This window comes from Williamsia maris (assembly GCF_024171815.1).
GTDB lineage: Bacteria > Actinomycetota > Actinomycetes > Mycobacteriales > Mycobacteriaceae > Williamsia_A > Williamsia_A maris.
The window spans coordinates 644067-670315 of the sequence record NZ_JAMTCJ010000003.1 but is presented as its reverse complement, the minus strand read 5'-3'; the positions used below and the strand labels follow the sequence as shown (position 1 = coordinate 670315).

Here is a 26249-nt window from a genome sequence, read left to right as displayed (position 1 = left end):
CTGGAGGGCGGCGATCACACCACCGCCGGAGGAGTTCTCACCATGACCGTCATCGACCACCACGACACCGACGCCGCCACGCGGGTGTGGACGTCAGCATGTGCGCTCGACGATCTCGTCCCCGGTCGCGGTGTCGCGGTACTGCTTCCCGACGCGACCCAGGTGGCGTTGTTCCGGCTGTCCGACGACCGGCTGTACGCGGTCGGCAACGTCGACCCGTTCGGGCAGGCCGCCGTGATGTCCCGCGGAATCGTCGGCGACCGCGCAGGCGAACCGACCGTGGCGTCACCGCTGCTCAAGCAGGTCTTCTCGTTGCGCACCGGTCGGTGTCTCGACGACGACACCGTGGCACTGGGCACCTACGAGACCCGTGTCGTCGACGGAACTGTCGAAGTCTGTCCCCGGTGACCCCCACGCCCGTCCCCAGCCTCACCGACCGGCCGCTCGCCGGGTTCACCATCGGGATCACCGCCGCTCGCCGAGCCGACGAGTTCGAGGCCCTGCTGTGCCGTCGCGGCGCCGAGGTCATGCACGCACCCGCGATCCGGATCATCCCGCTGGCCGACGACGCCGAACTCGAACGGGTGACCGCCGACATCATCGCCTCGCCGCCCGACGTGGTGGTCGCCACCACCGGCATCGGCTTCCGGGGCTGGATGGAGGCCGCCGACGGCTGGGGCATGGCCGAGAAGCTCGTCGACGCGCTCGGACAGTCCACGGTGCTGGCGCGTGGTCCCAAGGCCAAGGGGTCCATCCGCGCCGCCGGACTGCGTGAGGAGTGGTCGCCGCCCAACGAGTCGTCCAGTGAGGTGCTCGATCACCTGCTGGAGCAGGGTGTCGACGGCGTCCGGGTCGGCGTGCAACTGCACGGTGCGACCACCGAGTGGGAACCGCTGCCGGACCTGTGTCAGGTGCTGCGGGAGGCGGGCGCGATCGTCGTACCGATCCCGGTCTATCGGTGGACACCCCCCGACGATCACGGCCCGATGGACCAGATGATCACCGCCGCCATCGATTCCGACATCGACGCGATCACGTTCACCAGCGCGCCCGCGGTCGCGTCGATGCTGGGACGTGCCCGCGACATCGGCGTCCTCGACTCCCTGTTGCACGCCCTGCGGACGTCGGTGCACGCCATGTGCGTCGGCGCGGTCACCGCGGGACCGCTGCACGAACTCGAGGTCCCGACACTGCAACCCACCCGGTTCCGCCTCGGGGCGCTGGCCCGGCTCATCGCCGACGAACTCCCGCGCCGCGCGCAGGTGCTGCGGGTGGCCGGACACGACGTGTCGATCCTCTCGCGCAACGTCGTCGTCGACGGCGAGGTCCGAACGCTCACCAGCGCGGGTCTCGCACTGCTCAAGGGACTCTCGCGGATCCCGGGGCGCGTCGTCTCCCGTCAGGCGCTGCTCGCCGAGCTGCCCGGCGGCGGGGACGACACCCATGCGGTGGAGACGGCCATGGCGCGTCTGCGGACCGCACTCGGCGATCCGAAGATGGTGCAGACCGTCGTCAAGCGGGGATACCGGTTGTCGGTCGATCTCGAGTACGAGGAGGAGGGTGACGATGACTGAGCGGCCCGGCGACGCGTTCCCGTCGCACATGACACCGGTGTTGGTCGCACACGGAACACGTTCGGCTGCAGGGGTGTCGGTTGTCGCCGCGATCGCCGACCTCGTCTCCGAGCGCATCGGTCGGACGCGAGTCGCCTTCGTCGACGTGCTCGGCCCCAACCCGTCCGACGTCCTCTCCGAACTCGACGGCCCGGCCGTGGTGGTCCCCGCCTTCCTCGCCGCCGGGTACCACGTGCGCAAGGATCTTCCTGACCACGTCGCGCACAGCGGACATCCCGACGTCACGGTCACGCCGAGCCTCGGGCCGGACCCGGCGCTCGCCCATGTGCTGTACCGGCGTCTGATCCAGGCCGGATGGCGTCCCGGTGACGCCGTCGTCCTCGCCGCGGCGGGATCGTCGGACGCCTCCGCGTGTGCCGACGTCGGCCGCGCCGCAGGACAACTCGCCGACCTCGTCGGGGTTCCGGTCGAGGTCGGATTCGTCACCACCGCATCGCCGACGGTGCCCGAGGCGGTCGCCGCCGCCCGCGCCCACGGCACCGGACGGGTCGTCATCGCCGCATACCTGTTGGCGCCCGGACTGTTCCACACGCGGTTGTCGGCCTGTGGTGCGGACGCCGTCACCGATCCACTCGGTGCCGACCCGGCCATCGCGGATCTGCTGGTGAGTCGCTTCGTCGCCGCCGCGACATCGGTGTCCACTCAGACCGTGCGGTAGCCCCCGCCGACCGTGCCGAAAACGCGCGCCGACCGTGCCGAAAACGCGCGCCGATCGTGCCGAAAACGCGTGCCGAACGTGCCGAAAACCTTGTGTTCAGCGATCAGAAGCGGTGACGCGCCGTCGACATCTGCACCTTGCCATCGGTGATGACTACCCCCTCGGCGCGCAGCGCCTCGAGCTGAGTGGTGCGCAGATGCGGTGCGGGGCGTCCGGATACGCCGATCACCCGGTGCCACGGCAGGTCGACCGAATCGGTGCGCATGATCCAGCCGACGATGCGTGGACTGGACAGACCCGCCGCGTCGGCGAGGTCGCCGTACGTCGACACACGTCCGGACGGGATCTGCGCCACCAGGGCGCGCACCCGCTCGACCTGGTCATCGGTGATGGGCGCCACGACTCATCCTGCGGCGACCGAAGCCACGGCGTCCCGGACGAGCCGCGCGGTCAGTTCCGGGCGCGACAGCGGCACCATGTGGTCGCAGTCCTCGTGGTGCAGGATGAACCGCTCGCCCTGCTGCGCGGTCAGCTCGTCGATGAACGGGGCGGGCGCGTAGGGCGGTTGGACCTTGTCGGCCACCACCAACCGGACGTCGATGCCGGGCGCGGGCATCACGTGGGGACGGGCGAGTTCACTCCAGGTCGTCGCCACCGCGGACGGATGCACCCGCCACGACATCCGACCGTCGGCGGCCACGAGCAGGTGTTCGGCGATCTCGGCCTCGAGGAGCGCGTCGGGCACCTCCCACCACGCCTCGGCCCGTTTGCGATCCCGGGCGTCCTGCCGGTCGCGGAGATACCAGCTGTCGAGGTTGGCCGCGGCCACCTCCGACAGGAAGGCGCCGTCGAGCCCGATGGCCGGGTCCAGCAGGACCAGTCCGGACACCCGGGACGGCTCGGCGCGGGAGAGATGGATCGCCAGCGCGCCACCGAAGGAGTGCCCGACGACCACCACGGGGCCGTCGACATGGGTGTCGAGGACCTCGATGATCGCCGCCACCTGCGCCTCGATCGTCCACGGCGCATCCCACGACGAATGACCGTGACCGAGCAGATCGGGGGCGACGATCCGCAGTTCCGGCAGGTGGTCGTTCGCCAGGTTCGTCCACCGCTTGCCGTGCCCGGTCAGGCCGTGCAGGGCCAGTACCGTGGTCCCGTCGGCCGGCCCGAACACCGGCACCGTCAGAGCTGTCATGGTGGAGATCATGCCGGATCCACGACGACCCGGGGCTGTCGCACCGTCGTGATCTGATCGGTGTGCACGGGCGACGGGAAGACGACCGGGGCGCCGTGTCGACGACAAGGGGGGGGACCACATGACGCAGCCGTCACGCGGATCGTCGCCGCGTCGTGTCGAGGTCCGGGCCACGTTGGTGTCGCCTCCTCGTACGGCCCCGACCGACCACGAGTGGAACCCCGACGCGGCCGCACTGATCGCGGGGACCGCGCCGGTCGAGGCGGACGAACGGTCGGGCTGGCATCCGTTCCGGGTCACCGGCGGTCCGGGCACCGGCAAGACCGCGTTGCTCGCCGACATCGCGGTCGCCCGCCTCACCGATCCCGACACCGACCCGGAGTCGGTGCTCGTACTGGCCGCGAACCGACGCGCCGCGGCCCGGTTGCGTGAGCAGATCAGTGCCCGCGTGCTCGACGCGTCCGCGCAGCGGCGCGATCTGCGCCGATCCACGCGCGAACCCCTGGTCCGCACCATCCACTCGTATGCGTTCGCGGTGCTCCGGCTCCAGGCGGCCGCACACGGGAACCCGCCGCCGCGCCTGATCACCGGTTCCGAACAGGACGCGGTGCTGCGCGAGCTGCTCGCCGGCGACATCGACGACGGCGCACGCCATTGGCCCGAGCGGCTCCGACCGGCGCTGGGCACCGACGGCTTCGCCCAGGCGCTGCGCGACCTGATGATGCGCGCCGCCGAACGCGGTATCGGGCCCGAGGGGCTCATCGCCCTCGGACGCGAACACCGTCGGGAGGAATGGGTGGCCGCGGGGATCGCGTACCGCCAGTACGAACAGAGCATGCTGCTGCGCGGCGCTGTCGGGGTCGAGGCTCCGCAGGCGTCCGCCCCGGCCGTCGACGCCGCCGAACTGATCGGCTCCGCGCTCACCGCACTCTCCGGCGACACGGTCCTCCTCGACCGTGAGCGCGCCCGGATCCGCCACCTCCTCGTCGACGACGCCCACCACCTCGACCCGCACGCCGCGGCCCTGGTCCGCCTCGTCGGTACCGGCACCGAGGTGACCGTGATCGCCGGCGACGGCGACCAGTCGATCTACGGATTCCGCGGCGCCAGTTCACGTTTCCTCGACACCCTCGTCCCCGCGGGCGGCGACCACGACGTGATACTCGAACTCAACCACCGCAGCGCCCACGGGGTGGCCGCGGTGGGTGTCGGAATCGCCGCGCGCCTACCGGGTGCGCGCGTCCACCCGCCGACGCGGGGCGTGCGCGCCGACACCGAGACCGGCGGACGCGCGGCGGTCACCGTGACCTCGTACTCGTCGGCGGCCAAGGAGGCGACCGCGGTCGCCGACGCGCTGCGGCGGGCGCACCTGTTCGACGGTGTCGCGTGGTCGGACATGGCCGTCGTCGTCCGGTCGGTCCCGCGGGCCATCGCGCCGCTGCGGCGCGCCCTGCGCTCGGCCGGGGTGCCGGTGGTGACGCCGGCGACCGAGATGCCGCTGCACCGGCAACGCGCGGTCGCCGCGCTGATGACCGTCCTGCGCGCCGTCGAACACCCCCTCGACGCCGACGAGATCGTCGAACTGCTCACCGGTCCGGTGGGCGGCGCCGATCCGACCGCGCTGCGCCGACTGCGTCGCGGCGTGCGTCGCGTCGACACCGAGATGCGTGACAGCGATGCCGCACAGCGGGATTCGCTCGACATCATCGTCGAGCTGGCGGCGACCGACCGCGCACTGGCGCAGCCGCATCTGGACGCCCTGACCGCGACCGAGCGGGGCTCGGTGGAGCGCGTGCTCGACGTGCTCGACTCCGCGCGCACCGTGGCCGCCCGCGGAGGCGGGGTCGAGGACGTGTTGTGGTCGGCGTGGCAGGCCACCGGGCTGTCGCGTCGGTGGTCGGCCACCGCGTTGCGCGGCGGACCCGGAGCCGATCAGTCCGACCGGGATCTCGACGCGGTGGTCGCGCTGTTCGACGTCGCGGCGAGCTTCACCGACAACCTCCCCGCCGCCACGCTGGGTGCCTTCGTCGAGCATGTCGGCAAGCTTCAGATCCCCGGGGAGGCGCCACGGCGCAGCGCGATCTCCGACGCGGTCACGATCGTCTCGGCGCACGCCTCGGCCGGACGCGAGTGGGAGGTCGTGGCCGTCGCCGGTGTGCTCGACGGACTGTGGCCGAGCCTGCGCAGCCGCGGGAGCATCCTCGCCACACCACAACTGGTCGACCTGCTCGACGGCGTCGCCACCGAGGGCATCGACACGGTCTCCCGCTCGGCGGTTGCACTGGCCGAAGAACGACGGCTGTTCCTGGTCGCCTGCTCCCGCGCGCGCCGACAGCTGCTGGTGTCCGCGGTCGACGACGGTAGCGGCGATTCCGCGCCGTCGCGGTTCGTCGTCGAACTGGCCGCGGCGCTCGGCGCCGACCCCGACGCGACCGATGCGGTGCCGGTGTCCGCCGACGAACTGTTGCCGGTGGCCCCTGCGGTACAACGGATCCTGTCGTTGCCGTCGCTGGTGGCAACGCTGCGCGCGCAGGTCTGCAGCCCCGACCCGCACCCCGAGGCCGCCGAGCTGCTCGCCCGCCTCGCCGACGCCGGTGTCCCGGGCGCGCATCCGCACGACTGGTACGGACTGCCCGAGACCAGCAGCGAGGTGTCGCTGTGGACTCCCGAACGCGGCCCGGTGACGTTGTCCCCGTCGAACATCGAAGCGCTGCAACGGTGTTCGCTGCGGTGGATGCTCGAACGCAACGGCGGCCGCGACGGTGACAAGGTCCCCGCGGTCGCGGGCACGCTGGTGCACACCCTCGTGCAGGCCGTGGCCGGCGAGATCGACCCCGCCGACGTGACCGGCGCCCTGCGCCGTGTGTGGGATCAGGTCGACGTCGGCGCGGACTGGTTCTCCGCGCACGAGCTCGACCGCACCGAGGCGATGCTCACCCATTTCGCGGACTGGCTGACCCATTCGCGCGCCGACCTCGACGCGATCGGGGTCGAGGTCGACGTCGACGCGCTGCTCCCGCCCGAGGCGGTGGACCCCGATGCCGATCCGGCCCCTGACCTCATTGCCCCCGACCCCATCGCCGGTGTGCCGATCCGCCTGCGCGGACGCATCGACCGGCTCGAACGCGACCACGCCGGCCGGCCGGTCGTCGTCGACGTGAAGACCACCAAGACCGCGGCCACGGCAGCCGATGCCGAGGTACATCCGCAGCTGGCCACCTATCAGCTCGCGCTGCACCTCGGTGGCGTGCCGGAAGTCGGGTCGGCCGAACCCGGCGGCGGACAGCTGGTGTACGTCAACACCGCGTCGAAGAAGACCGGGGCCACGGTGCGCACGCAGTCACCGTTGACGCCCGATCAGGTGCAGGAGTGGATCGAGGTGGTCCGGTCGGCCGCGCGGGCGAGCATCGGGCCGCGGTTCGTGGCCACCATCAACCCCGGTTGCGGACACTGCGGTCTCGCGGCGTCCTGCCCGGCGACTCTGCGCGGCAAGGCGGTGACCGATGACTGACCAGATCACCACCGATCGCTCGATCGGCTCACGGGTCTCGGCGCGGTCGTTGTCGGCGGCCCTCGGGTTGCCACCCCCGACCGACGAGCAGGTCGCGGTGATCGAGGCGCCGATGGAGCCGGTGCTGGTCGTCGCAGGCGCGGGGGCGGGCAAGACCGAGACGATGGCCGCGCGCGTCGTGTGGCTGGTGGCCAACGGGATGGTGTCACCGGACGAGATCATCGGACTCACGTTCACGCGCAAGGCCGCCTCCGAACTCGCCGCGCGTATCCGACGCCGACTGGCGATGCTCGCGGGGTCGTCGGCGATGATGCTGTGGGATCCGGACGGCTCCATGCGCACCCTGCTGCGCAGCGCCGATCCCGAGGTCAGCACCTATCACGCCTACGCCGGGCGGCTCATCGCCGACTACGGACTGCTGCTCCCGGTGGAGCCCGCCTCGACGCTGTTGTCGGAGACGGAGTTGTGGCAGTTGGCCTTCGGCGTCGTCACCGGCTGGACCGATGACCTGGAGACCGCCAAGACGCCGGCGGGGGTGACCGAGGCGGTGCTCAAGCTGTACTCCGATGCGGCCGAACACCTCGTCGACCTCACCGACATCGCCGAGGCCGGGCTCGACCTGCATCGGCTCGTCGACACCCTGCCGCCGGGCAAGCGTCAGCGCGCCGATCCGTCGCAGGCGATGCGGTCGGTGCAGGACGTGATCACCGAACGACACCGGTTGGTGCCCTTGGTCGCCCGGCTCGCGCAGATCATGCGTGAGCAGAACGTGCTCGACTTCGGCAGCCAGATGTCGTTGGCCGCGCGGTTGGTGCGCGATCACCCCGAGGTGGCTGCCGCCGAACGACAGACCATCCGAGCCGTGCTGCTCGACGAGTACCAGGACACCGGTTTCTCCCAACGCATCCTGCTGTCGACGCTGTTCGGCGCGGGTCTCGACCCGACCGCGACGAACACCTCCATCGCGGTGACCGCGGTCGGCGACCCGATCCAGTCGATCTACGGGTGGCGCGGGGCGTCGGCGGCGAATCTGCCCCGCTTCGCCCACGACTTCCCGTCCACCGACGGCACTCCGGCGCGCCGGATGGAACTGCTGACGAGTTGGCGCAACCCCGGCACGGCGTTGGTCCTGGCCAACCAGATCTCCGAGCAGCTGCGTGCCTCCGGTATCCCCGTGTCCATCCTGCGGGCCCGTGACGGTGCTCCGGACGGCGACGTGGAGGTCGCGTTGTTCGACACCGTCCTCGACGAACGGAGCTGGGTGGCCGACCGGGTGTCGGCCGAGTACGCCGCCGCCGAGGCTGCCGGTGAACCCGCGCCGACGACCGCGGTCCTCGTCCGACGCAACGAGGACTCGGCGCCGCTGGCCGCCGAACTCGAGAGCCGTGGCATCCCGGTCGAGGTGGTCGGCATCGGTGGCCTGCTGCACGTCCCGGAGATCCAGGACGTCGTCGCCATGCTGCGGCTGATGGCCGACCCGATGGCGGGCAGTGCGGCGATGCGGCTGCTCACCGGGGCCCGATGGCGGCTCGGGGCCGCCGACCTCGCCGCCCTGTGGCGCCGGGCGCGTGAGCTCGCTGCCGTCGAGTTCGCCGCGGTGACCGGCTCGGTGACCTCGGCCGAAGCGCTCGACGACGCGCTCGACGCGGCGCTGCCCACCGACGCCGTCGACCAGGCCGGTCTCGGTGACGCCATCGCCGACCCCGGTGACAAGGCGCATTACAGCCCGGAGGGATTCCGCCGGGTGAGCGAGTTCGGCGCCATGCTCGACGGTCTGCGACGTCGGATGGGGCAACCGCTGCCGGAACTCGTCGCCGATGTCGAGGCCACCCTCGGAGTGGGCATCGAGACCCAGATCCGCGCGCGCCGGATGCGCGGGAACATCACCGGCCGTGAGCATCTCGACGCGTTCGCCGAGCACGTGTCGGGCTACGCCGAGCGGTCGGCGGCGACGCTGCCCGGCCTGTTGGCGTTCCTGGAGTCGGCGACCCTGATCGAGAAGGGCCTCGAGCCCGGCGCGGTCGAGATCGCCGAGGAGCGCGTGCAGATCCTCACCGTGCACGCCGCGAAAGGCCTCGAGTGGGACGTCATCGTGCTGCCGCACCTGTGCACCAACATCTTCCCGGGCGGCCGCTCGGACGGGACCTGGCTCGGCAGCGCCCGTGAGTTGCCCGCGCATCTGCGCGGTGACCTCGCCGACGCCACCGGTGTGGGTTTCCCCCGATTCGACACCGAGGGCGTGACCGATCGCAAGGAACTCGAGACCCTCATCGACGAGCACAAACAGGCGCTGCGCGACCGTCGGCTGGAGGAGGACCGCCGACTGCTCTACGTCGCGCTCACCAGAACGAAACGGAGACTGTTGATCTCGGGTCACCACTGGACCCAGAGCAGCCCGAACCCCAAGGGACCGTCGATCTTCCTGCAGGAGATCCACGACATCGTCACCGAGCTCGTCGAGGCGGGCGAGTCGATGGCCGGTCTGCGGATCGACCGGTGGGATCCGACGCCGGAGGAGTCGGCGGAGAACCCGCTGGCCGCGCACGCGGTGGCCGCGCCGTGGCCCCGTGATCCGCTCGGTGACCGCCGATCACAGGTGCGCGCGGGTGCCGACCGGGTGCTCGAGGCGCTGCGACGTCGCGGACAGCCGGCCCTGTTCGACGCCGATGCCCTGGGGTCCGGGGTCGAGGTCGCAGGCGAGCCCATGGACCCGGAGGTCGACGAGTGGCGTCGTGAGGTCGACGCGTTGCTGGCCGAGCGGGCGGGTATGAACTCGATCGACCTCGAGGTCGCTCTGCCGCAGCACCTCTCGGTCAGCGACCTCGTCGAGCTGGACCGCGACGAGGCGGCGTTCGCCCGCCGACTCCGACGCCCCATCCCGTTCAAGCCCAACCGTCTCGCCCGTCGGGGAACCGCGTTCCACGCCTGGGTGGAACGGCGCTACGGCGCCACCCGTCTGCTCGACATGGACGAGTTGCCCGGTGCCGCCGACGCGACCGCCGGTTCCGACACCGACCTCGCCGAACTCCGCGACGCGTTCCTGCGGTCGTCGTGGGCGGCGCGGAGCCCGGTGGAGGTCGAGGTTCCGTTCGAGACCGTCATCGGCGACACCGTCGTTCGTGGACGCATCGACGCGGTGTTCGCGGAGCCGGGCGGCGGAGCGGTGGTCGTGGACTGGAAGACCGGCGCGCAGCCCGATGCGGCGCAACGACATTCGGTGCAGATCCAGTTGGCCGCCTACCGCATCGCGTGGGCCGAGTTGAGCGGTGTCCCGGTCGAGTCGGTAAGGGCGGCGTTCCACTACGTCCGGTCCGGCGTCACCGTCGAGCCCGACGACCTGCCCAGCCGCGATGAGCTCGCGCGACTACTCGGCGCCGCGGCGTCGGAGCAGCGATGACCTTCTGTCTCAGGGGGTTCTGCGCCAGATCTTCACCGCGGTGGTGATCATCGGGATCTGGAAGGGCAGTCGCGCGATCGCCCCGGCTCGGATCAACGGCTTGTCCCAGTAGATCCGGACCATGTTGAGGTTGGCGGGGTACACCGCGACGAACAGCGCGATGGCGGCCGCGGCCGCGGGCTTGCGTGTGCGCGGGATCAGCAGGCCCGCGCCGATGGCCGCCTCGGCGACGCCGGAGGCATAGGTGAGGGTCCGGGGTTCGCCGGGGATCTCCCGTGGGATCTGCGCGTCGAACGGGCCGGGGACCACGAAGTGCAGCACGCCCATGGTGATCAGGCCCGCGCCCATCACCGTCGCCTCGCGGGACGCGTCGTCACGGGCCGCCCGTACACGCCGGGCCAGAGGATTCTTCTCCAGGATTGTTGCCATGGAGACACTATGAACCACCGGGCGCGGCTGTACCGGTGTGCGGGTGAACTCGTCTCCTGAGGCGATGTTCGTCGCCCACGCTCGCAGCGGGATACAGTCCCCTCGATGCCCGGACCATTGCGTCGACGACTCCGTCCTGACGAACTCACCTCCATGCCCGACCACGCGCTGGTCGGTGTCGTCCGCATCCCCGAGATGCAGTCGAGCCCGGGGCGGGCGATCAGCAAACGGGTGCTGTTCGCGTTGGGCGCGCTGTTCGCCGCGGTGTTCATCGTCTACCTCGATCGTGACGGCTACCGCGACGTCCAGGACAACGAGCTGTCGTTCCTGGACTGTCTGTACTACGCGACGGTGTCGCTGTCGACGACCGGTTACGGCGACATCACCCCGTTCGCGCCCGAGGCGAGGCTGATCAACGTCCTGGTCATCACGCCACTGCGCGTCATGTTCCTGATCGTGTTGGTCGGTACCACCCTCGAGGTGCTCACCGAGCGGTCCCGGCAGGCACTCAAGATCCAGCGTTGGAGGAGCAAGGTGCGCAACCACACCGTCGTCGTCGGATACGGCACCAAGGGCAAGACCGCGGTGGCCGCGATGGTCGAGGACGGGACCAAGCCGTCGGAGATCGTCGTCGTCGACTCCAATCCGACCGTCCTCGAGAACGCCGCCGCGAAGGGATTGGTGACCGTACGCGGCGACGCCACCCGCTCCGACGTCCTCCGCCTCGCGGGCACTCAGCACGCGTCGGCGATCATTGTCGCCGCCAACCGCGACGACACCGCGGTCCTCGCGACACTGACCGCACGCGAGCTCGCGCCGAACGCCAAGATCGTCGCGTCCATCCGCGAGGCGGAGAACACGCACCTGATCCGGCAGTCCGGCGCAGACTCGGTGATCGTCTCGTCGGAGACCGCCGGACGCCTCCTCGGTCTGGCCACGTCCACCCCGGCCGTCGTCGAGATCATCGAGGACCTGCTCACGCCGGACGAGGGGTTCGCCATCGCCGAGCGTGACGTGGAGCGCGACGAGCTCGGCGCATCCCCGCAGCACCTGAGTGACATCGTGCTCGGCGTCGTCCGTGGCGGCACGCTGCATCGTGTGGACGACAGCGTGGTCGACGCCATCGAGGACGGCGACCGTCTGCTCTACGTCCGCAAGGGCCCGGCCTGATCTGATCGCCGCGTCCCGGTACGGGACGCCGCGATCGCCGCGTCGACGAGGTCGGCGGGCGAGGTGGTCGGGCTCACCAGCGCGAGTGCACCGGTACCCGCGAGGACCGCGATGCCGTGCACGCTGGTCCACAGCGATGCCGCCCGGATCTCACGTTCGTCGCGGTCAGGGTCATCGACAAGGTCGCGGAACCACTCCATCAACGGCCGCGACGTGGCACGCAGATCGGACCCGCCGCCGTCGAGCAGGTCATGTCGGAACACCAGCGTGAACATCGCAGGTCGGTCGACGGCGAACCGGATGTAGGCCAGGGCCGCGGCGCGAACGGGATGTCGGCTGCCGTCGGTCGAAGACGTGACGACCCGGGCGAGATCATCCAGGCCCACCGCGGCCACCGCCGACAACAGCGCTCGATGGGTCGGGAACCAGCGGCGCGGGGCACCGTGGGAGACGCCGGCGCGGCGTGCGATCTCGCGCAGGCCCACCTCTGCGGACCCGGTCTCCTCTAGCAGTTCCACTCCCGCACGGACCAGAGCAGCGCGGGTCGGGTGATCAACCATCTAGACAGTGTCTACCAACCGGTGGTAGACACTGTCTATGTCCCTCGCCGGTGCAGTCCAATTCCTGTGTCGCACCGTGCTGATCGGCCCGGTGCTGCGCGTCGTCGGCCGCCCGGAGATCGTCGGCCGAGAACATGTCCCGCGACGCGGGGCGGTCATCCTCGCCGCAAACCATCTGGCGGCGATCGATTCGCTGCATCTCGCCCTGGCCGCGCGTCGGTGCGTGCACTTCCTCGCGAAAGACGAGTACTTCGAGTCTCGCGGCGCCCGTGGGCGGATGGTCCGGTGGTTCATGGCCGCCACCGGGCAGATCCCGGTCGACCGCGCGGGCGGCGACTCCGCCCGCCAGGCAGTGCGGGCCGCGGTCGAGATCCTGCGGCGCGACGGGGTGTGGGGGATCCACCCCGAGGGCACCCGCTCACCGGACGGTGCGATGTACCGCGGTCGGACCGGTACGGTCCGGGTGGCGCTGGCGACCGGTGCGCCGCTGATCCCGGTTGCGATCACCGCCACCGCTCCGTCGCGCGGACTCCGCGGTCGCGAACGGGTGCGCGTGGAGTTCCTGCCGCCGCTGGACCTGCGCGGCGTGGACGCGGACGCGGTCGGGATCCGTGCCGCCACGGACGCGCTGATGGACGCCATCGCCGCACGAACCGGTCAACGCCGCGTCGACGACTACGCCCGTCGGTGGCGTCGCCCCGACGAGTCCGCCGCCTGAGCTGTCGCCAACGATCACTAAGCTCGTCGGGTGGCTACTTTTGAGTTCATCGAACCGCCTCTGCTGTCCCGGTCGACCATCGATCGGGCCGACGAGATCCGCCACGACGGCGCCCTGCTGGCATCGCACTGGCCGCAGGCGCGCGTCCTCGAGATCGACGGCGGCGGGCGCTACGGCGTCGGCGAGAACGGCCTGAACTGGATCGCGGCAACCGATGTGGCCGAGTCGATCCCGCCGCACGCGGTGTTCCTCGGCATCCTCGACGGCGTCCATCTGTGGGCGATCCGGGTCGAGGCGATCACCGGTCGCAGTGCCGACGCCCGACGCAGCGCCGGTCGACTCACCGGCGACGAGGCCGGACTGGTGAGCACGGCACTCGGCGTCCTGAACTGGCATGCCGCGGCGGGCTTCTCGCCGGTCGACGGACATCCGCTGGAGCCGGCCCGGGCAGGCTGGGTCCGTCGCAACACCGAGACCGGCGTCGAGGAGTTCCCCCGCACGGACCCGGCCATCATCACCGTCGTCCATGACGGCGCCGACCACGTGCTGCTCGGTCGGCAGTCCGGTTGGCCGGATCGATGGTTCTCGACCTTCGCGGGGTTCGTCGAACCGGGGGAGTCGTTGGAGCAGTGCGTCATCCGCGAACTGCACGAGGAGACCGGGCTCGACGTGTTCGAACCCCGCTACCTCGGCAGCCAGCCGTGGCCGTTTCCGCGTTCGCTGATGCTGGGCTTCGAGGCCCGTGCCGACCGCGACCAGCCGTTGGACTTCATCGACGGCGAGATCACCGAGGCGATCTGGTTCCCGCGCGACGAGGTCCTGGCCGCATTGAGCAGCGGAGACGAATGGCTGCGCGGCGACGGGACGCCGGAGACCGACGACGGTCCGGACGCCCCGCGCCTACGGCTGCCGGGCTCGATCTCGATCGCGCGTCAACTCGTCACGGCCTGGGCGCACGACGCGGACTAGCTCCGTCAGTTGGGCAGTAAAAACCGCCAGTTGGGCACCTACGACCGTTCACTGGGCACCATGTGCCCAACTGGCGGGTGTACGTGCCCAACTGGCGTACTCACGTGCCCAACCGGCGGGGTCAGATGCCCTACTGGCGGGTCAGACGCCGAGCTTGGCCTTGACGTCGTTCAGCGACGGGTTGGTGGCGGTGCTGCCGTCGGCGTAGACGACGGTCGGGACCACATGGTTGCCGTTGTTCACGCTGCCGACGAACTCGGCGGCCGAGGGTTCGCGCTCGATGTCGATCTCGGTCCATTCGATCCCCTCGCTGCGCAGACCGGTCTTCAGGCGGGCGCAGAAGCCGCACCACGAGGTGGTGTACATGGTGAGGGCGGTGTCAGTGCTCATGCCGGTCCCAACGTCCTCACGGCCCCGAATTGTTCCCCGAACCATGACTGTCGCACCTCTTCGGGATACTGGAGGGATGCACCTCCTGGAGGGCCTGGACCCCGATCAACAGGCCGCCGTCCTCGCACCCCGCGGACCGGTCTGTGTGCTGGCGGGGGCGGGCACCGGCAAGACCCGCACCATCACCCGTCGCATCGCGCACCTGGTCAACGAGGAACACGTCCGCGGCAGCCAGGTCCTCGCGGTCACGTTCACCGCCCGCGCCGCAGGTGAGATGCGCGGCCGCCTCCGGTCGCTCGGTCTGGCCGGGTCGGGCAACACCGTGCAGGCGATGACGTTCCACGCCTCGGCCATGCGCCAACTGCGGTACTTCTGGCCGCAGGCGATCGGCTCGAGCCGCTGGGAACTGCTCGACAACAAGTTCCCGGTGGTCTCCCGGGCGGCCCGCCGGTCCGGACTCGACACCTCCACCGAGACGCTGCGTGACCTGTCGTCGGAGATCGAGTGGGCCAAGGCCTCGTTGATCGGTGTCGACGACTACGTCGAGGAGGTCACCAGGCGGCGCCGTGAGACCCCGTTCCCGGCCGAGAAGGTCGCTGCGGTCTACGGAGCCTACGAGGCGGCCAAGATCTCCGACGACGGCGATCAACTCCTCGACTTCGACGACCTCCTGCTGGTGACCACCGGGATCCTCGCCGGACACCCGCAGCTCGCCGAGGAGTTCCGCGACCGCTACCGCTGCTTCGTCGTCGACGAGTACCAGGACGTCACGCCGGCCCAGCAGAGTCTGCTCGACGCCTGGCTCGGCAACCGTGACGACCTGACCGTGGTCGGCGACGCGAATCAGACGATCTACACCTTCACCGGTGCGAGCCCGCGCTACCTGCTCGATTTCTCGCGGCGCTTCCCCGAGGCGGCGATGGTCCGTCTCGAGCGCGACTATCGCTCCACCCCGGAGGTCGTCGGCCTCGCCAACCGCGCGATCGGCGCCGCGCGTGGCCGCGTGGCCGGCACCCGCCTCAAGCTGATCGGTCAGCGGCCGCCCGGCCCCGAGCCGGTGTTCGCCGAGTACGACGACGAGCCCGCCGAGGCCACCGCGGTCACCGCCCGCATCAAACGACTGATCGCACAGGGCATCCCGCCCGCGGAGATCGCGATCCTCTACCGCGTCAACGCGCAGGCGCAGGCCCACGAGGACGCGCTGACCGCGGCGGGTATCCCGTATCAGGTGCGCGGGGGAGAGGCGTTCTTCCAGCGCGCCGAGATCCGGCAGGCCATGCGCTCTATCGCGCAGGCCGCCGCCCGCACCGACCTTCCCACCGACGCCGACCTCCCGACCCTGCTCAAGGCGATTCTGGGTCCACTGGGTCTGAGCGACGAAGAGCCCGCCGGTACCCAGGCCCGGCAACGCTGGGAATCGCTGCGCGCGCTGGTCACCCTCTCCGAGGACCTGCTGGTCGACAGCCCCGATATCGGACTGGGGGAGCTGTCGGCGGAGTTGGCGGCGCGGTCGCAGGCCCGACACCCACCGACGGTGCAGGGTGTGACGCTCTCCTCCCTGCACGCGGCCAAGGGCCTCGAGTGGGACGCGGTGTTCCTCGTCGGCGTCGTCGACGGCTCGCTGCCGATCAACCAGGCCATCAACGGTTCCGACGAGGACGTCGAGGAGGAGCGTCGGTTGTTCTACGTCGGCATCACCCGCGCTCGCGAGCACCTACATCTGTCGTGGGCGTTGGCGCGGGCCGAGGGCGGCCGACGTGGTCGACGCCGATCGCGATTCCTGGTCGACCTGGTACCCGACGACTCGCCGGCGTCCCGCATCGCCGAACCGAAGAAGATTCGCAAGCGACCGCAGTGTCGCGTGTGCGGAAAGCAGTTGTTGGGCAAGACCGCGTCGCTGCTCGGCCGGTGTGAGAGCTGCCCGAGCAACCTCGACGAAGACCTGTTCATCGCCCTCAAGGAGTGGCGTAGCGAGCAGGCCAAGGAGCAGAAAGTGCCTGCGTTCGTGGTCTTCTCGGACAACACGCTCATCGCGATCGCCGAACAGCGGCCCGACGACGTGGCCGCACTCGTGGCCATCCCGGGCATCGGCGCGAAGAAGCTGGACCAGTACGGCGAGATGCTGCTCGGTCTGGTCGCCTCCACCGGGGCCTGACCCGCGTCGAGAAAAGATCGAAACCGCAGGTCATAAATAGGTTGTGCGATCGGCGAACGATCTCGTAAGCTCCTTGATGTCAGTACGGGAACACCTCGCTTCGGCGAGGACGACTCGTGTCATATCGGAACAGAGAGGAGTGGACCAGTGAACAACGCAATCGTCATCGAGTCGGCAGGCATGCCTTCGGCAGCTGCTGTGCGTACGCGCGGGGTCCATTCCTGGGGATTCAGCTTTGCTGAGCCCATGGCGCCCACGTTCGAAGCGACAGCCCAGCTGTACTTCGCAACCGCCACTCCCGCGTCCGCCCCGGCACGAGCCCACCGCAATGCGGTTCCCGTACGACATCGACAGCTGAGCTGAGTTCCAGCGCACGAGCTTTCGAGGCCACGGTGAATCGCACACGCGAAACCCGTGGCCTCTCTTGTGTATTCATGTGATCCACACAAGCGATGTCCGGGTTGTACAGACCACCCGACCATTTCGCACCCAATGTGGAGGAACCGACATGACCGCGCCGGCCACACCGTTGACCGTATCGATCACCACCGACGACCTGTCCGCCCTCTCCGCCGAGGAGTCCTGTACCTCGGCGGGCCAGGCGAGCACGCTGCCCTGCCGGGTGGCCGACCCCGACCTCTGGTTCGCCGAGAACCCGACCGAACTCGAGCAGGCCAAGGCGCTGTGCACACAGTGCCCGCTGCGGCGCGAGTGCCTGGCCGCCGCGCTCGAGCGCGCCGAGCCATGGGGGGTGTGGGGTGGCGAGATCCTCGATCAGGGGACCGTCATCGCCCGCAAGCGCCCGAGGGGGCGGCCGCGCAAGCACCCGGTCGCAGCGTGATCCCCGAGAGGGAGCACATCGCCCGGAGCAGTACCCGACAGGCGAGAAACCGCCGTCTGAGCCACTCGCTCAGGCGGCGGTTTCGTCGTTCGGACGTGTCTACCGCGCCGGGTCGATCCGGAACACGGCACAGCGTCCGGCCAGGTTCGCGAACGACTCCGGGCTGATCTCCTCCACGACGCCGGCATCTCTCATGATCTTCGGCCCGTCGGTTCCGGCCATCTCGGGCCACGCTCGAAGCACGGGAACAGCTGACGCGGCGTCCAATTCGATCAGTGACACCTGCTCGGTCCGCCGCCCGACGGTCAGTTCCGCCGCCCCCCCGTGCCGCCCGCACATTCCGAGCCCAGTCCGCGCCCGGGAACCCTTCGAGTACGTATCGGCAGCCGTCGAGAGTCAGCACGGTCAATGGTGTCCGACGTGGTTTCTGGCTGCATCGTCCCGCCACGGTGAGCACCGGGAGTTCTCGTAGACCACCGACGGCACGGAGGGCGAGCAGTGCCTTGTTCAACGGTTTCAACCATCGGGGCGGTTTGACGGAGGGGTGCGGGTCCGGCGGCATGGCGATCTCCTGTCTGTGCGGACGGCGTGTGGGCCGAGGTCTCGGCGACCACACGGTGTACGGTGTACGGAGTAATAAACAATGTACAGCATACGGAGTGGTCTGCGGTTGGGATCACGGAGGAGATGTGCGCGGTGACAGCGGAGGACGACACGCGAACGCTCATCCGGCTGCTGTGGCGCGCCCACCTGCCGGACGGGTCCCGCCGGGGGCCTCGTCAACGACTCACCGTCGATGAGGTGGTGAACGCGGCTGTCGAACTGGCCGACCGCGAAGGACTGGCCGGGTTGTCGGTCCGGGCGGTGTCGAGTGCTCTCGGCGTACGACCGATGAGCTTTTACACCTACGTACCGAGCAAAGAGGTGTTGACGACACTCATGGTCGACGCGGTCGCGGCCGAGGACCCGCCGTCGGTGTCCGGCGAGCCGCTCCGAGCACGGCTCATCGGCATGACGGAGTCGATCCGGGACGAACTCGTCCGGCATCCCTGGTTGCTCGAGATCTCCACATGGCGGCAGGTGACCGGTCCGCACCGGTTGCGTCGCTACGAGCGCCAGCTCGGACTACTCGTCGACTCCGGTCTCTCCGACATCGACTGCGATCGGGTGATCTCCATGCTCACCGCATTCGCGGTCGGCAACGCGCGGGAGACCATCGACGCCCGTCGTGCGACGGTCGAGACCCGATTGACCGACGCGCAGTGGTGGGACATCGTCGGCCCCGAACTCGCAGATGTGATGCCCGAGGAAGGCTTTCCGCTCGCCGGCCGCGTCGGGGCGCTGGTCGGTGAACTACATCAGGCACCCGGAGATCCCCACGGGACGTTCGACTTCGGCCTCGAGCGACTGCTCGACGGCGTCGAGACGCATCTCGGCGGCACGCGCCGTGGCATTCCCGAGACGTGACGAGGCCGAGCCGTCGCGACGGGACGGCCCTAGTCGGCCAGTCCGGGAACCCAGCGCTCCATGATCTTGCTGTACGGGGCCTCGGCGTCGAGCTGCGCGGCGATACCGACGCATCCGCCGAGCACCCGGAACACCATGACGTACTCCGGCGGGACGTTCAGGTGTCGTGAGGTCTTGTAGACGTCGCCCTTGAGGTCGGTCGCCTTGCCGACCGCGCGCTGCAGCCACTTGCGGGTGAAGTGGAACGAGTCCGCGGTGAGCGGATCGACGTAGGTACGCAGATAGGACTCGATGTCCTCGGCGCTGACCCGTTCGCGATTGCGCTCCAGGATGAACTTCGCCTCGATCATCTTCTCGATCAGCGCGGGGTAGTCGTGGTTGCGCGCCAGACGCAGGATCGGACCGGTGGCCGGCGGCAGTCCGTCCGGATAGTGCCCGACCGCGCCGAAGTCGAAGACCGCGAGCCGACCGTCGTCGAGGATCTGGAAGTTGCCGGGGTGGGGATCGCCGTGCAGCAGACCCACCCGGGCAGGCGACGACACCTCGAACGTCGCGAGCTTGGTGGCCGCGTCGTTGCGCTGCTCCTGGGTTCCCGAGGCGATGATCTGCGACAGCGGCGTGCCGGTGATCCACTCGCTGACGACCACCTTGGGGGCACTCGCCACGATCTTCGGCACCAGGAACTCGGGGTCGCCGTCGAACTCGGCGGCGAACGCACGCTGGTTGTCGGCCTCGCCGAGGTAGTTGAGTTCGTCCTCGGTGCGGGCGATCAGCTCGTCCATCAGGGCACGGACGTCGGTGCCCGGCGACATCCGCTGCATCAGACTCGACATGCGCGACAGCGTCTTCAGGTCGGCGCGCAACGCATGGTCGGCGCCCGGATACTGCACCTTGATGGCCACTTCGCGGCCGTCGGACCAGACACCGCGGTGCACCTGACCGATGCTCGCCGATGCGGCGGGGGTCTCGGAGAACTCGCGGAACCGGTCGCGCCACTTGGTGCCAAGTTGGGCGTCGAGGACCTGGTGGACCCGCTTGGCGGGCATCGGCGGCGCCTCGGCCTGCAGCTTGGTCAGGGCCTCACGGAACGGTTCGCCGAACTCGTCGGGGACCGCGGCCTCCATCACCGACAGGGCCTGTCCCACCTTCATGGCGCCGCCCTTGAGCTCACCGAGAACCGCGAACAATTGTTCGGCGGCCTTCTCCATGAACTCCTGGTTGATCTCGTCCTTGTCCCCGCCCGCAAGACGCTTTCCGAACCCGGCTGCCGCCCGACCCGCCATGCCCAAGGGGAGCGCCGCGAGCTTCGCGTTGCGTCGCCCGCGTCCCTCCGTGATATCCGCCATAGGCCAATCCCTTCCGGTCGACTCCACGATAGTTCACCGACGAAAGAGGCAACTGCAGAGCGGGTGCGGCGTCCACCGCCTGATGCGCAGCCGAGCAGGCTGGGGGAGGTATTCGAGCGTGTGGTCGACGGTCTGGGGAGACGTGTGGGCGGTGCCGTCGGTGAGCGACCGGAGACCCGATGCGATCTGCTCGACCTGTTCCATCGCCAGTGCTGCGGTGGCGGTCATGGTGGCGGTGCTGCCGTGCCCGGTCTGCCCGATGATCTGTCCGGCCACCAGCGGCCACCCCGGGTCGCGGTCGGCACGATGGTGGTCGACGCAGCGCAGGCAACTGCTCAGGCCGGGCAGGACCAGTGGGCCGATGAGGCCCGTCCCGTCACGCAGACGCACCGGCAGGTGGGGGATCCGCCGCATCATCAGCCCGGCCAGGATCGCGGGGTCGTGGGCGAGGAAGTCGGTGAGCACCACCAGATCCGAGGTCCATCCGCGCAGCGGCTCGCCGCCCTCGGCCTGCGCGACGCGGGGTCGCTGGGTGGACTCGGCGACGGCCATCCCGGCGTCGCGCAGCAGCGTGGTCATCCGGGCTGCGAGCGGGCCCCGGCCGTGCACGCGCACCCGCAGACCACGGTCGGGCTCACGCACACACAGGGCATCCGCCTGGCCGAGACGGTGCACGAGCACCGCCACGTCGTTGTCGGACAACCCGATTCGCGCGGCCTCGGTGGCGATCTCGGCGTCGCGTCGGGGCGAGCCGAGGAAGCGCAGGAAGACCACGAAGTCCTCCGAGCGGATTGTCGGCGGCAGATCGACGACCATGCCGCGATCGGGATCGCACCCGATCTGGATGCGGCCGTTGCCTCGGTGGGCGATCGCGAGCCCGGATCGGAGCATGGGGGCGAGATCGGTTCTGGCCATGCCGGTCAGGATCGCACCGTGCCGCCCCGGAGCAGGCTTCACCGACGGTGTTGTGCACAGCCCCGCAGCGTTCCTGACCTGCGCCGTCGCCGACGCGGGAAGAAACTTCGGCTCAGGCCTTGTCGTCGCCCTCGTCGGGATCGGCCGGGCCGTCGCCGTCGGTGTCGTCGGCGGGCGCGTCCTTCTCCAGCGCCGCCTTCTTCTCGGCGGCCTCGGCGGCCATCGTCTTCTCCAGCTCGGCCATGGGGTCGTCGAACGAGCTGACGTCGCCACCGATCACCCGGTCGATGAAGGCGGACGGGTTGTCGACGTCGTCGGCGTCGGGCATCAGGTCCGGGTGGGCCCAGACGCCGTCGCGGGTGCTCACGTCGCTGCTCGTGAGGAGCTTCTCCCACAGATCGGCGGCCTCACGCAGTTTGCGCGGCCGCAGCTCGAGTCCCACCAGGGTGGCGAAGGTCTGCTCGGCCGGGCCGCCGGTGGCGCGTCGGCGACGCATCGTCTCGGCGAGGGCGCCCGCACTCGGGATCCGATCCGAGAGTGCCTTGGCGACAACGTGTTCGACCCATCCCTCGATCAGGGCCAGCAGCGTCTCCAGGCGCGCGAGCGCTGCCTTCTGCTCGGCGGTGGTGGTCGGCTCGAACGACGTGCCCGAGGCCATGAGCTCCTCGATCTTCGACGGGTTCGACAGCAGCTCGGTCGGGTCGATGCCCGCAGCCGCCTCCTGGATCCCGGAGAAGTCCATGGTGATGCCACGCGCGTACTCCTCGACCGTCGCGAGCAGCCGCTGACGCAGCCACGGCACGTGGGTGAACAGGCGGACGTGGGCCGCCTCCCGCGCGGCGAGGAAGACGATGATCTCCTGCGCCGGTTGCTCGAGTCCGTCGGCGAAGGCCGCGATCGCCTCGGGCAACAGGACCGCGGTGCCCTCGGGCGCCAACGGCAACCCGATGTCGGTGGAGCTGAGGACCTCCTTGCCGAGCTGGCCGAGGCCCTGGCCGAGCTGCGTGCCGAACGCCATCCCGCCCATCTGCGAGAGCATGCCCATCATCGGGCCGGCGAACTGCTGGGCCTCCTCGGGCAATCCCGACGCCCAGGTGCCTGCGATCTGCGCCGCCACCGGATCGCACAGCCGCTTCCACACCGGCAGCGTCTCCTCGAGCCACTGCACCGGTGTCCATGCGGTCGACTTGGACACCCCGGCGGGCAGCGTCGTCACCCCGTCGAGCCACAGTTCGGCGAGATGCACGGCGTCGGTGACCGCTCCGATCTGCTTGGGGTCGAGGACCGCGAAGTTCCCGATCTGCTGCCGCGCGAGGTTGGTGGCCACCTCGTAGTTGACCGGGCCGCCACCACCGCCTCCGCCTGCGCCCATCCCGCTGATCATCGAGCCCAGCTGCGACAGCATCTGGCCGAGTGCGTTGGGGTCGAAGCCGCCACCGCCGCCGAACGGGTTCTGCCCACCCAGGCCGAACGGGTCCGACCCGCCGGCACCGGAGCCCGACGAACCGTCGCCGGAACCGCGATCGGGCTTCTTCGAGGAGTCGTCGTCACCGCTGGCCGAACTGAAACCGAAGGGCAGGTCATTCATGGCGTCCACGGTACCGGCGTCGATGCGTCCGATGCGGCCTGCAGCGCGTCCGAGGAGGAGGTTTCGCTGTCAGCGGAGCGGTGGCGCGGTCGGCGATCGTCCCGTCGGCCCGCGGATGTGTGCAGGCGGACTTATACCCGCCCTGACCACAAACGTTCTCCGCTTTCGCCCTTCTGCGTAGATTTCGCTCGATCATGCGGCGCGAGATATCGCTCGCACCGAGTTGTGGGAGTCGAACGTGAAGGTGTCGGGTGTGCGCAGGTCGAGGTGGGGATCACGGGTGCGGGGTGCGGGAGCGCTGCTGGCGACGACGGCGATGATCGTGGTCGCGTCGGGGACGGTGTCGGCCCCGGCCTCGGCCGCACCGACACCACTGAACGGGCTGTTCGGCATCGACGGGGGAGTGTGCTCGGGCAACTCGGTGACCGGCTCGTTCTTCCGCATGATCCTGCCCGCGGGCAGCACATCGGGCCCGTTCCTGTCCAACAGCGACTCCGGATGCGGTGACAAGACGGTCACCCCGCTGTCGGCGGGTAGCGATGGCGGCCTGACCAGCGGCAGTCTGCAACCGCAGCCCGCGCAGGCCTTCGACGGCAGCGGCAACGCACTGTCGGGCAGCGTCACCCGGCCCGTGAAGTTCTACGGCGTCGGCTTCGCGACGGCCACCAACGGCACCGATCCCCAGACCGGCCAGGGCACCGCTGACCCCCAGCTGCGCGCCGACGGGACAGCCCTGACCGGCAATCTCAGCGCGTTCGGGGTGACCTGGAACAAGCAGGTGTTCAACCAGGGCGCGCCGAAGCCCGGTGGAGCGCTGCCCGGCAAGACGTCGGCCGTGCGCGGGACCATCGACCGGTCCACCGGCGCCTACTTCATCGAGTGGACCAGCCAGATCGTCGGCGGCCCGTTCAACAACTTCACCGGCCTGTGGCACCTCGCGGGCACCTACAAGGGGTCCGGTCTGTCGGGGACACCGGCCGCAGGCGCCCCCGCGGCCGCAGCGCCGGCGGCCCCCGCCGCGTCACCGGGTGCGCCCGCACCCTCGGCCGCACCCGCGCCGGGACGGCCACCCGCCGCGGCGGCCCAACCGGCGCCCGCGCAGGCGCAGACCGTGTCCGCCTCGGGAGATCCGGCCCTGACCGCCCAGGCCATCCGCGTCGAGGACCCCGACGGACAAACCCGGTGGTTGCTGCCGCTGCTCGTCGCCGTCACCGCGATCGCCACCGCTGTGCTGACCAACGCCGATCGCCTGGTCCGCAGGCGCCGCGGCGAGTGAGCGTCGTGCGCGCGTCCGGGCAGCGGCCGCCCGATGACGCGCTGCCTGCCTACCCGGGCTCACCCGAGGGTGTCGAGACCCGTTCCGCGAGCGGCTCGTCCGGCGCCGCCCGGCCGGTCGGTCGACGTTGGCCGTGGATCGCGACGACGCTGCTGGGGCTCATCCTGGCGGTGGCGCCGCTGGCGGGCGGGATGTTCTATCCCGCGGCGCAGGGCAGGGCGATGATCGCCGACTTCGCCCCGTACATGACCACTGCGCGCCTCCACGGGTTCACCGCCGACCTGCAGCGCCTCGACGCCGTGCGGGCGGCGACCACCCGTGTCGACACCGCCCTGGGAACCGACGCGGCGCAGTACCGACAGATCGGCCAGTTCCAACAGCGGTACCCGTCGATCGACGCCGACATGACCGCGATGATCACCGAGATCGACGGTGCCCGAGACGATTATCGACGGCTGGCGCAGCTGCAACCGCTCGACGCCATCCCGTTCATCCCACTCGGATTCGGTCTCGTGTTGTTCGCCACCGGCATCTGGGGATGGCGCCGCACCCGTGCGGGCAGGCGACCGATCGGTGCCGCCGTCATCGGCTCGCTGGCCGCGGTCGCGCTCCTCGCGACGCCGCTGCTGACCCCGATGGTGTCGGACGCAGACGCCGCTGGTCCGCTGGTCACCCGATTCGAATCTGTGCTGACCAAGCAGAAGGTGCGCGACGTCCAGGGGTACTTCGTGGTGCTGGTGGGGGCGGTCGGGGAGATCGACAGCCGATACCTCGCCGATGTGCACCGCGACTCGGCGACGTCGCCGCAGCGGGCGCAGGTCGCCGCCGACGTCGCGGTGGTCTCGGACCTCAGCAACCGATGGCAGCTGATGTCGTCGGACTTCGCCAGCCTCATCGGGACCATGAACGACAACATCTCGAACTTCACCGGAGTCGCCCGGCTGAACTCCCGCACCGAGTCCCTCGGGTTCGGCACCTTCGCGGCCCTGCCGTGGGTGCTGATCGGCGCGGGTGGGGTGGCGGTGGTCCTTGTCGGGGCCGGCACCGCCGGCGCACGTCGGGGACGGGCCCTGACCGCATGACCTTTCCAGATCGATCGACACATGCAGGTACGAAGGACAATTCGATGAACGCAGACCGAACGACGACCACACACCCACTCCGATCGTGCCTGCGGTCGATCGTCGGCGCCGTGCTGGCACTGGGACTGCTCACCGGTGGTCTGACCGCGTGCGGGTCCGACGACGCCGCAGCGTCGGAGTCGGGTGCGCTGACCGGCCTGCTGCGACTCGAGGCCGGAAAAGCCGACGGCGACACCATCACCGGGTCCTGGTTCAAGATGGTCCAGCCCGGCGGCACCGTCGAGGACGGCCCGTACATGCCCAACGGTGACTCACCGGTCCAGGGCGGGTCGGTGACGCTGCTCTCGCCGGGCACCGAGGGCGGGCTGCGCACCGGCGCCTTCCAGTCCGAGCCGACACCCGGTTTCGACAACGGCAACTCGTTGGCCGGGTCGATCATGAAGCCCACCAGGTTCTTCGGCGTGGGGTTCGGTGTCTCGACCAACGCCGTCGACCCGCAGACACGCAACCCCGTCGTCGCACCGACCGTTCAGAACGACGGCGGCAAGCTCACCGCGAACCTCACCGCGTGGGCAGCCTCCTGGAACAACCAGGAGTTCAACCAGGGCGCACCCAAGGTCGCGGCCAAGGCCGGACCCAAGGTGCCCGGGGCCGAGCAGGCCGAGCAGGCGTGGGACTACGTATCGCAGAAGTGGCTCGGCCAGTCCGCCGCCGCACCGGTGCAGGGTCCGTCGGCGACCGGGACCTACGACAGTTCGGCGAAGACCTACGAACTTCAGTGGACCAGCCTCATCGTCGGCGGACCCTTCAACGGGTTCACCGGGGTCTGGCACCTCGAGGGTGCCTTCGAACCGTCCGCCGCGGCGCCGTCCACCGCGCCGCCGACCTCGTGATCCTCCGGCGCCCCGATCCCGTGACGTCCCGACCACCGACCACGCGCCACCC

General features: G+C 70.1%; 23 protein-coding genes. 14 read left to right on the top strand and 9 right to left on the bottom strand.

The features are described 5' to 3' along the window. The first annotated feature begins 42 nt into the window (after positions 1–42). Genes nirD through LX13_RS16605 form a run of 3 tightly spaced genes read left to right on the top strand, consistent with a single transcriptional unit; the run spans position 43 to position 2292 of the window. Complete coding sequence (gene nirD, locus LX13_RS16615) at positions 43–408, top strand: nitrite reductase small subunit NirD (RefSeq protein ID WP_253662399.1); 366 nt, start codon at positions 43–45, stop codon at positions 406–408. Next, positions 405–1574 carry a uroporphyrinogen-III synthase gene (locus LX13_RS16610; RefSeq protein WP_253662398.1) on the top strand — a complete coding sequence of 390 codons (1170 nt, stop codon included), beginning with the start codon at positions 405–407 and terminating at the stop codon, positions 1572–1574. Before nirD ends, LX13_RS16610 begins: the two co-directional genes overlap by 4 nt. Then, positions 1567–2292, top strand: coding sequence for a sirohydrochlorin chelatase (locus LX13_RS16605; protein ID WP_253662397.1), 726 nt, complete (start codon positions 1567–1569; stop codon positions 2290–2292). Before LX13_RS16610 ends, LX13_RS16605 begins: the two co-directional genes overlap by 8 nt. Positions 2293–2395: 103 nt before the next feature. Here the strand turns inward: LX13_RS16605 and LX13_RS16600 are convergent, their stop codons facing one another. Together LX13_RS16600 and LX13_RS16595 are read right to left on the bottom strand one after the other, a co-directional pair. Next, a complete protein-coding gene (locus tag LX13_RS16600) occupies positions 2396–2692 on the bottom strand; it encodes an MGMT family protein (RefSeq protein WP_253662396.1) in 297 nt (98 codons plus the stop codon). A gap of 3 nt (positions 2693–2695) precedes the next feature. Continuing rightward, entirely contained in the window at positions 2696–3490 is a 795-nt protein-coding gene (locus tag LX13_RS16595; protein ID WP_253662395.1) for an alpha/beta fold hydrolase, read from the bottom strand. A 121-nt stretch (positions 3491–3611) separates the two neighbouring features. Here LX13_RS16595 and LX13_RS16590 point away from each other — a divergent pair, with 121 nt between their 5' ends. Both LX13_RS16590 and LX13_RS16585 read left to right on the top strand, forming a co-directional pair. Further along, positions 3612–7001: an ATP-dependent helicase gene (locus LX13_RS16590; RefSeq protein WP_253662394.1), complete on the top strand. Its 3390-nt coding sequence runs from the start codon at positions 3612–3614 to the stop codon at positions 6999–7001. Beyond that, positions 6994–10398, top strand: a complete 3405-nt coding sequence (locus LX13_RS16585) for an ATP-dependent helicase (protein ID WP_253662393.1) — start codon at positions 6994–6996, stop codon at positions 10396–10398. Before LX13_RS16590 ends, LX13_RS16585 begins: the two co-directional genes overlap by 8 nt. Before the next feature lie 9 nt (positions 10399–10407). On the opposite strand, the gene LX13_RS16580 is transcribed toward LX13_RS16585, so the two are convergent. Beyond that, positions 10408–10746, bottom strand: coding sequence for a DoxX family protein (locus tag LX13_RS16580; protein ID WP_253662799.1), 339 nt, complete (start codon positions 10744–10746; stop codon positions 10408–10410). A gap of 186 nt (positions 10747–10932) precedes the next feature. Between LX13_RS16580 and LX13_RS16575 the strand changes: the two genes are divergently transcribed. Next, complete coding sequence (locus LX13_RS16575; RefSeq protein WP_253662392.1) at positions 10933–11997, top strand: potassium channel family protein; 1065 nt, start codon at positions 10933–10935, stop codon at positions 11995–11997. On the opposite strand, the gene LX13_RS16570 is transcribed toward LX13_RS16575, so the two are convergent. After that, positions 11973–12557: a TetR/AcrR family transcriptional regulator gene (locus LX13_RS16570; RefSeq protein WP_253662391.1), complete on the bottom strand. Its 585-nt coding sequence runs from the start codon at positions 12555–12557 to the stop codon at positions 11973–11975. The genes LX13_RS16575 and LX13_RS16570 overlap by 25 nt on opposite strands. A gap of 37 nt (positions 12558–12594) precedes the next feature. Here LX13_RS16570 and LX13_RS16565 point away from each other — a divergent pair, with 37 nt between their 5' ends. Both LX13_RS16565 and nudC read left to right on the top strand, forming a co-directional pair. After that, positions 12595–13275, top strand: a complete 681-nt coding sequence (locus LX13_RS16565; protein ID WP_253662390.1) for a lysophospholipid acyltransferase family protein — start codon at positions 12595–12597, stop codon at positions 13273–13275. A gap of 30 nt (positions 13276–13305) precedes the next feature. After that, complete coding sequence (gene nudC, locus LX13_RS16560; protein WP_253662389.1) at positions 13306–14244, top strand: NAD(+) diphosphatase; 939 nt, start codon at positions 13306–13308, stop codon at positions 14242–14244. A 141-nt stretch (positions 14245–14385) separates the two neighbouring features. On the opposite strand, the gene LX13_RS16555 is transcribed toward nudC, so the two are convergent. After that, positions 14386–14634, bottom strand: coding sequence for a mycoredoxin (locus tag LX13_RS16555; RefSeq protein ID WP_253662388.1), 249 nt, complete (start codon positions 14632–14634; stop codon positions 14386–14388). A gap of 76 nt (positions 14635–14710) precedes the next feature. Here LX13_RS16555 and LX13_RS16550 point away from each other — a divergent pair, with 76 nt between their 5' ends. Next, complete coding sequence (locus LX13_RS16550) at positions 14711–16789, top strand: ATP-dependent DNA helicase UvrD2 (RefSeq protein WP_253662387.1); 2079 nt, start codon at positions 14711–14713, stop codon at positions 16787–16789. Positions 16790–17297: 508 nt separating this feature from the next. After that, positions 17298–17630: a WhiB family transcriptional regulator gene (locus tag LX13_RS16545; RefSeq protein WP_253662386.1), complete on the top strand. Its 333-nt coding sequence runs from the start codon at positions 17298–17300 to the stop codon at positions 17628–17630. A gap of 99 nt (positions 17631–17729) precedes the next feature. On the opposite strand, the gene LX13_RS23540 is transcribed toward LX13_RS16545, so the two are convergent. Next, the gene (locus LX13_RS23540; RefSeq protein ID WP_308214757.1) at positions 17730–17852 is read right to left on the bottom strand and encodes a hypothetical protein; all 123 of its coding nucleotides are present in this window, start codon (positions 17850–17852) and stop codon (positions 17730–17732) included. Positions 17853–18317: 465 nt separating this feature from the next. On the opposite strand from LX13_RS23540, the gene LX13_RS16535 reads away from it, so the two are divergent. After that, entirely contained in the window at positions 18318–19097 is a 780-nt protein-coding gene (locus LX13_RS16535) for a TetR/AcrR family transcriptional regulator (RefSeq protein WP_253662385.1), read from the top strand. Between the two features lie 29 nt (positions 19098–19126). Here LX13_RS16535 and LX13_RS16530 read toward each other — a convergent pair whose 3' ends face one another. From LX13_RS16530 to LX13_RS16520, 3 genes are all read right to left on the bottom strand, one after another. Next, positions 19127–20443, bottom strand: a complete 1317-nt coding sequence (locus tag LX13_RS16530) for an ABC1 kinase family protein (protein WP_253662384.1) — start codon at positions 20441–20443, stop codon at positions 19127–19129. A gap of 33 nt (positions 20444–20476) precedes the next feature. Continuing rightward, a complete protein-coding gene (locus LX13_RS16525; protein WP_253662383.1) occupies positions 20477–21358 on the bottom strand; it encodes a hypothetical protein in 882 nt (293 codons plus the stop codon). A 112-nt stretch (positions 21359–21470) separates the two neighbouring features. Further along, the gene (locus tag LX13_RS16520; protein ID WP_253662382.1) at positions 21471–22946 is read right to left on the bottom strand and encodes a zinc-dependent metalloprotease; all 1476 of its coding nucleotides are present in this window, start codon (positions 22944–22946) and stop codon (positions 21471–21473) included. A 316-nt stretch (positions 22947–23262) separates the two neighbouring features. On the opposite strand from LX13_RS16520, the gene LX13_RS16515 reads away from it, so the two are divergent. Genes LX13_RS16515 through LX13_RS16505 form a run of 3 tightly spaced genes read left to right on the top strand, consistent with a single transcriptional unit; the run spans position 23263 to position 26197 of the window. After that, a complete protein-coding gene (locus LX13_RS16515; RefSeq protein ID WP_253662798.1) occupies positions 23263–24222 on the top strand; it encodes a hypothetical protein in 960 nt (319 codons plus the stop codon). Beyond that, complete coding sequence (locus LX13_RS16510; RefSeq protein WP_253662381.1) at positions 24219–25304, top strand: hypothetical protein; 1086 nt, start codon at positions 24219–24221, stop codon at positions 25302–25304. Before LX13_RS16515 ends, LX13_RS16510 begins: the two co-directional genes overlap by 4 nt. Before the next feature lie 44 nt (positions 25305–25348). Beyond that, the gene (locus LX13_RS16505) at positions 25349–26197 is read left to right on the top strand and encodes a hypothetical protein (RefSeq protein WP_253662380.1); all 849 of its coding nucleotides are present in this window, start codon (positions 25349–25351) and stop codon (positions 26195–26197) included. Positions 26198–26249: the final 52 nt, after the last annotated feature.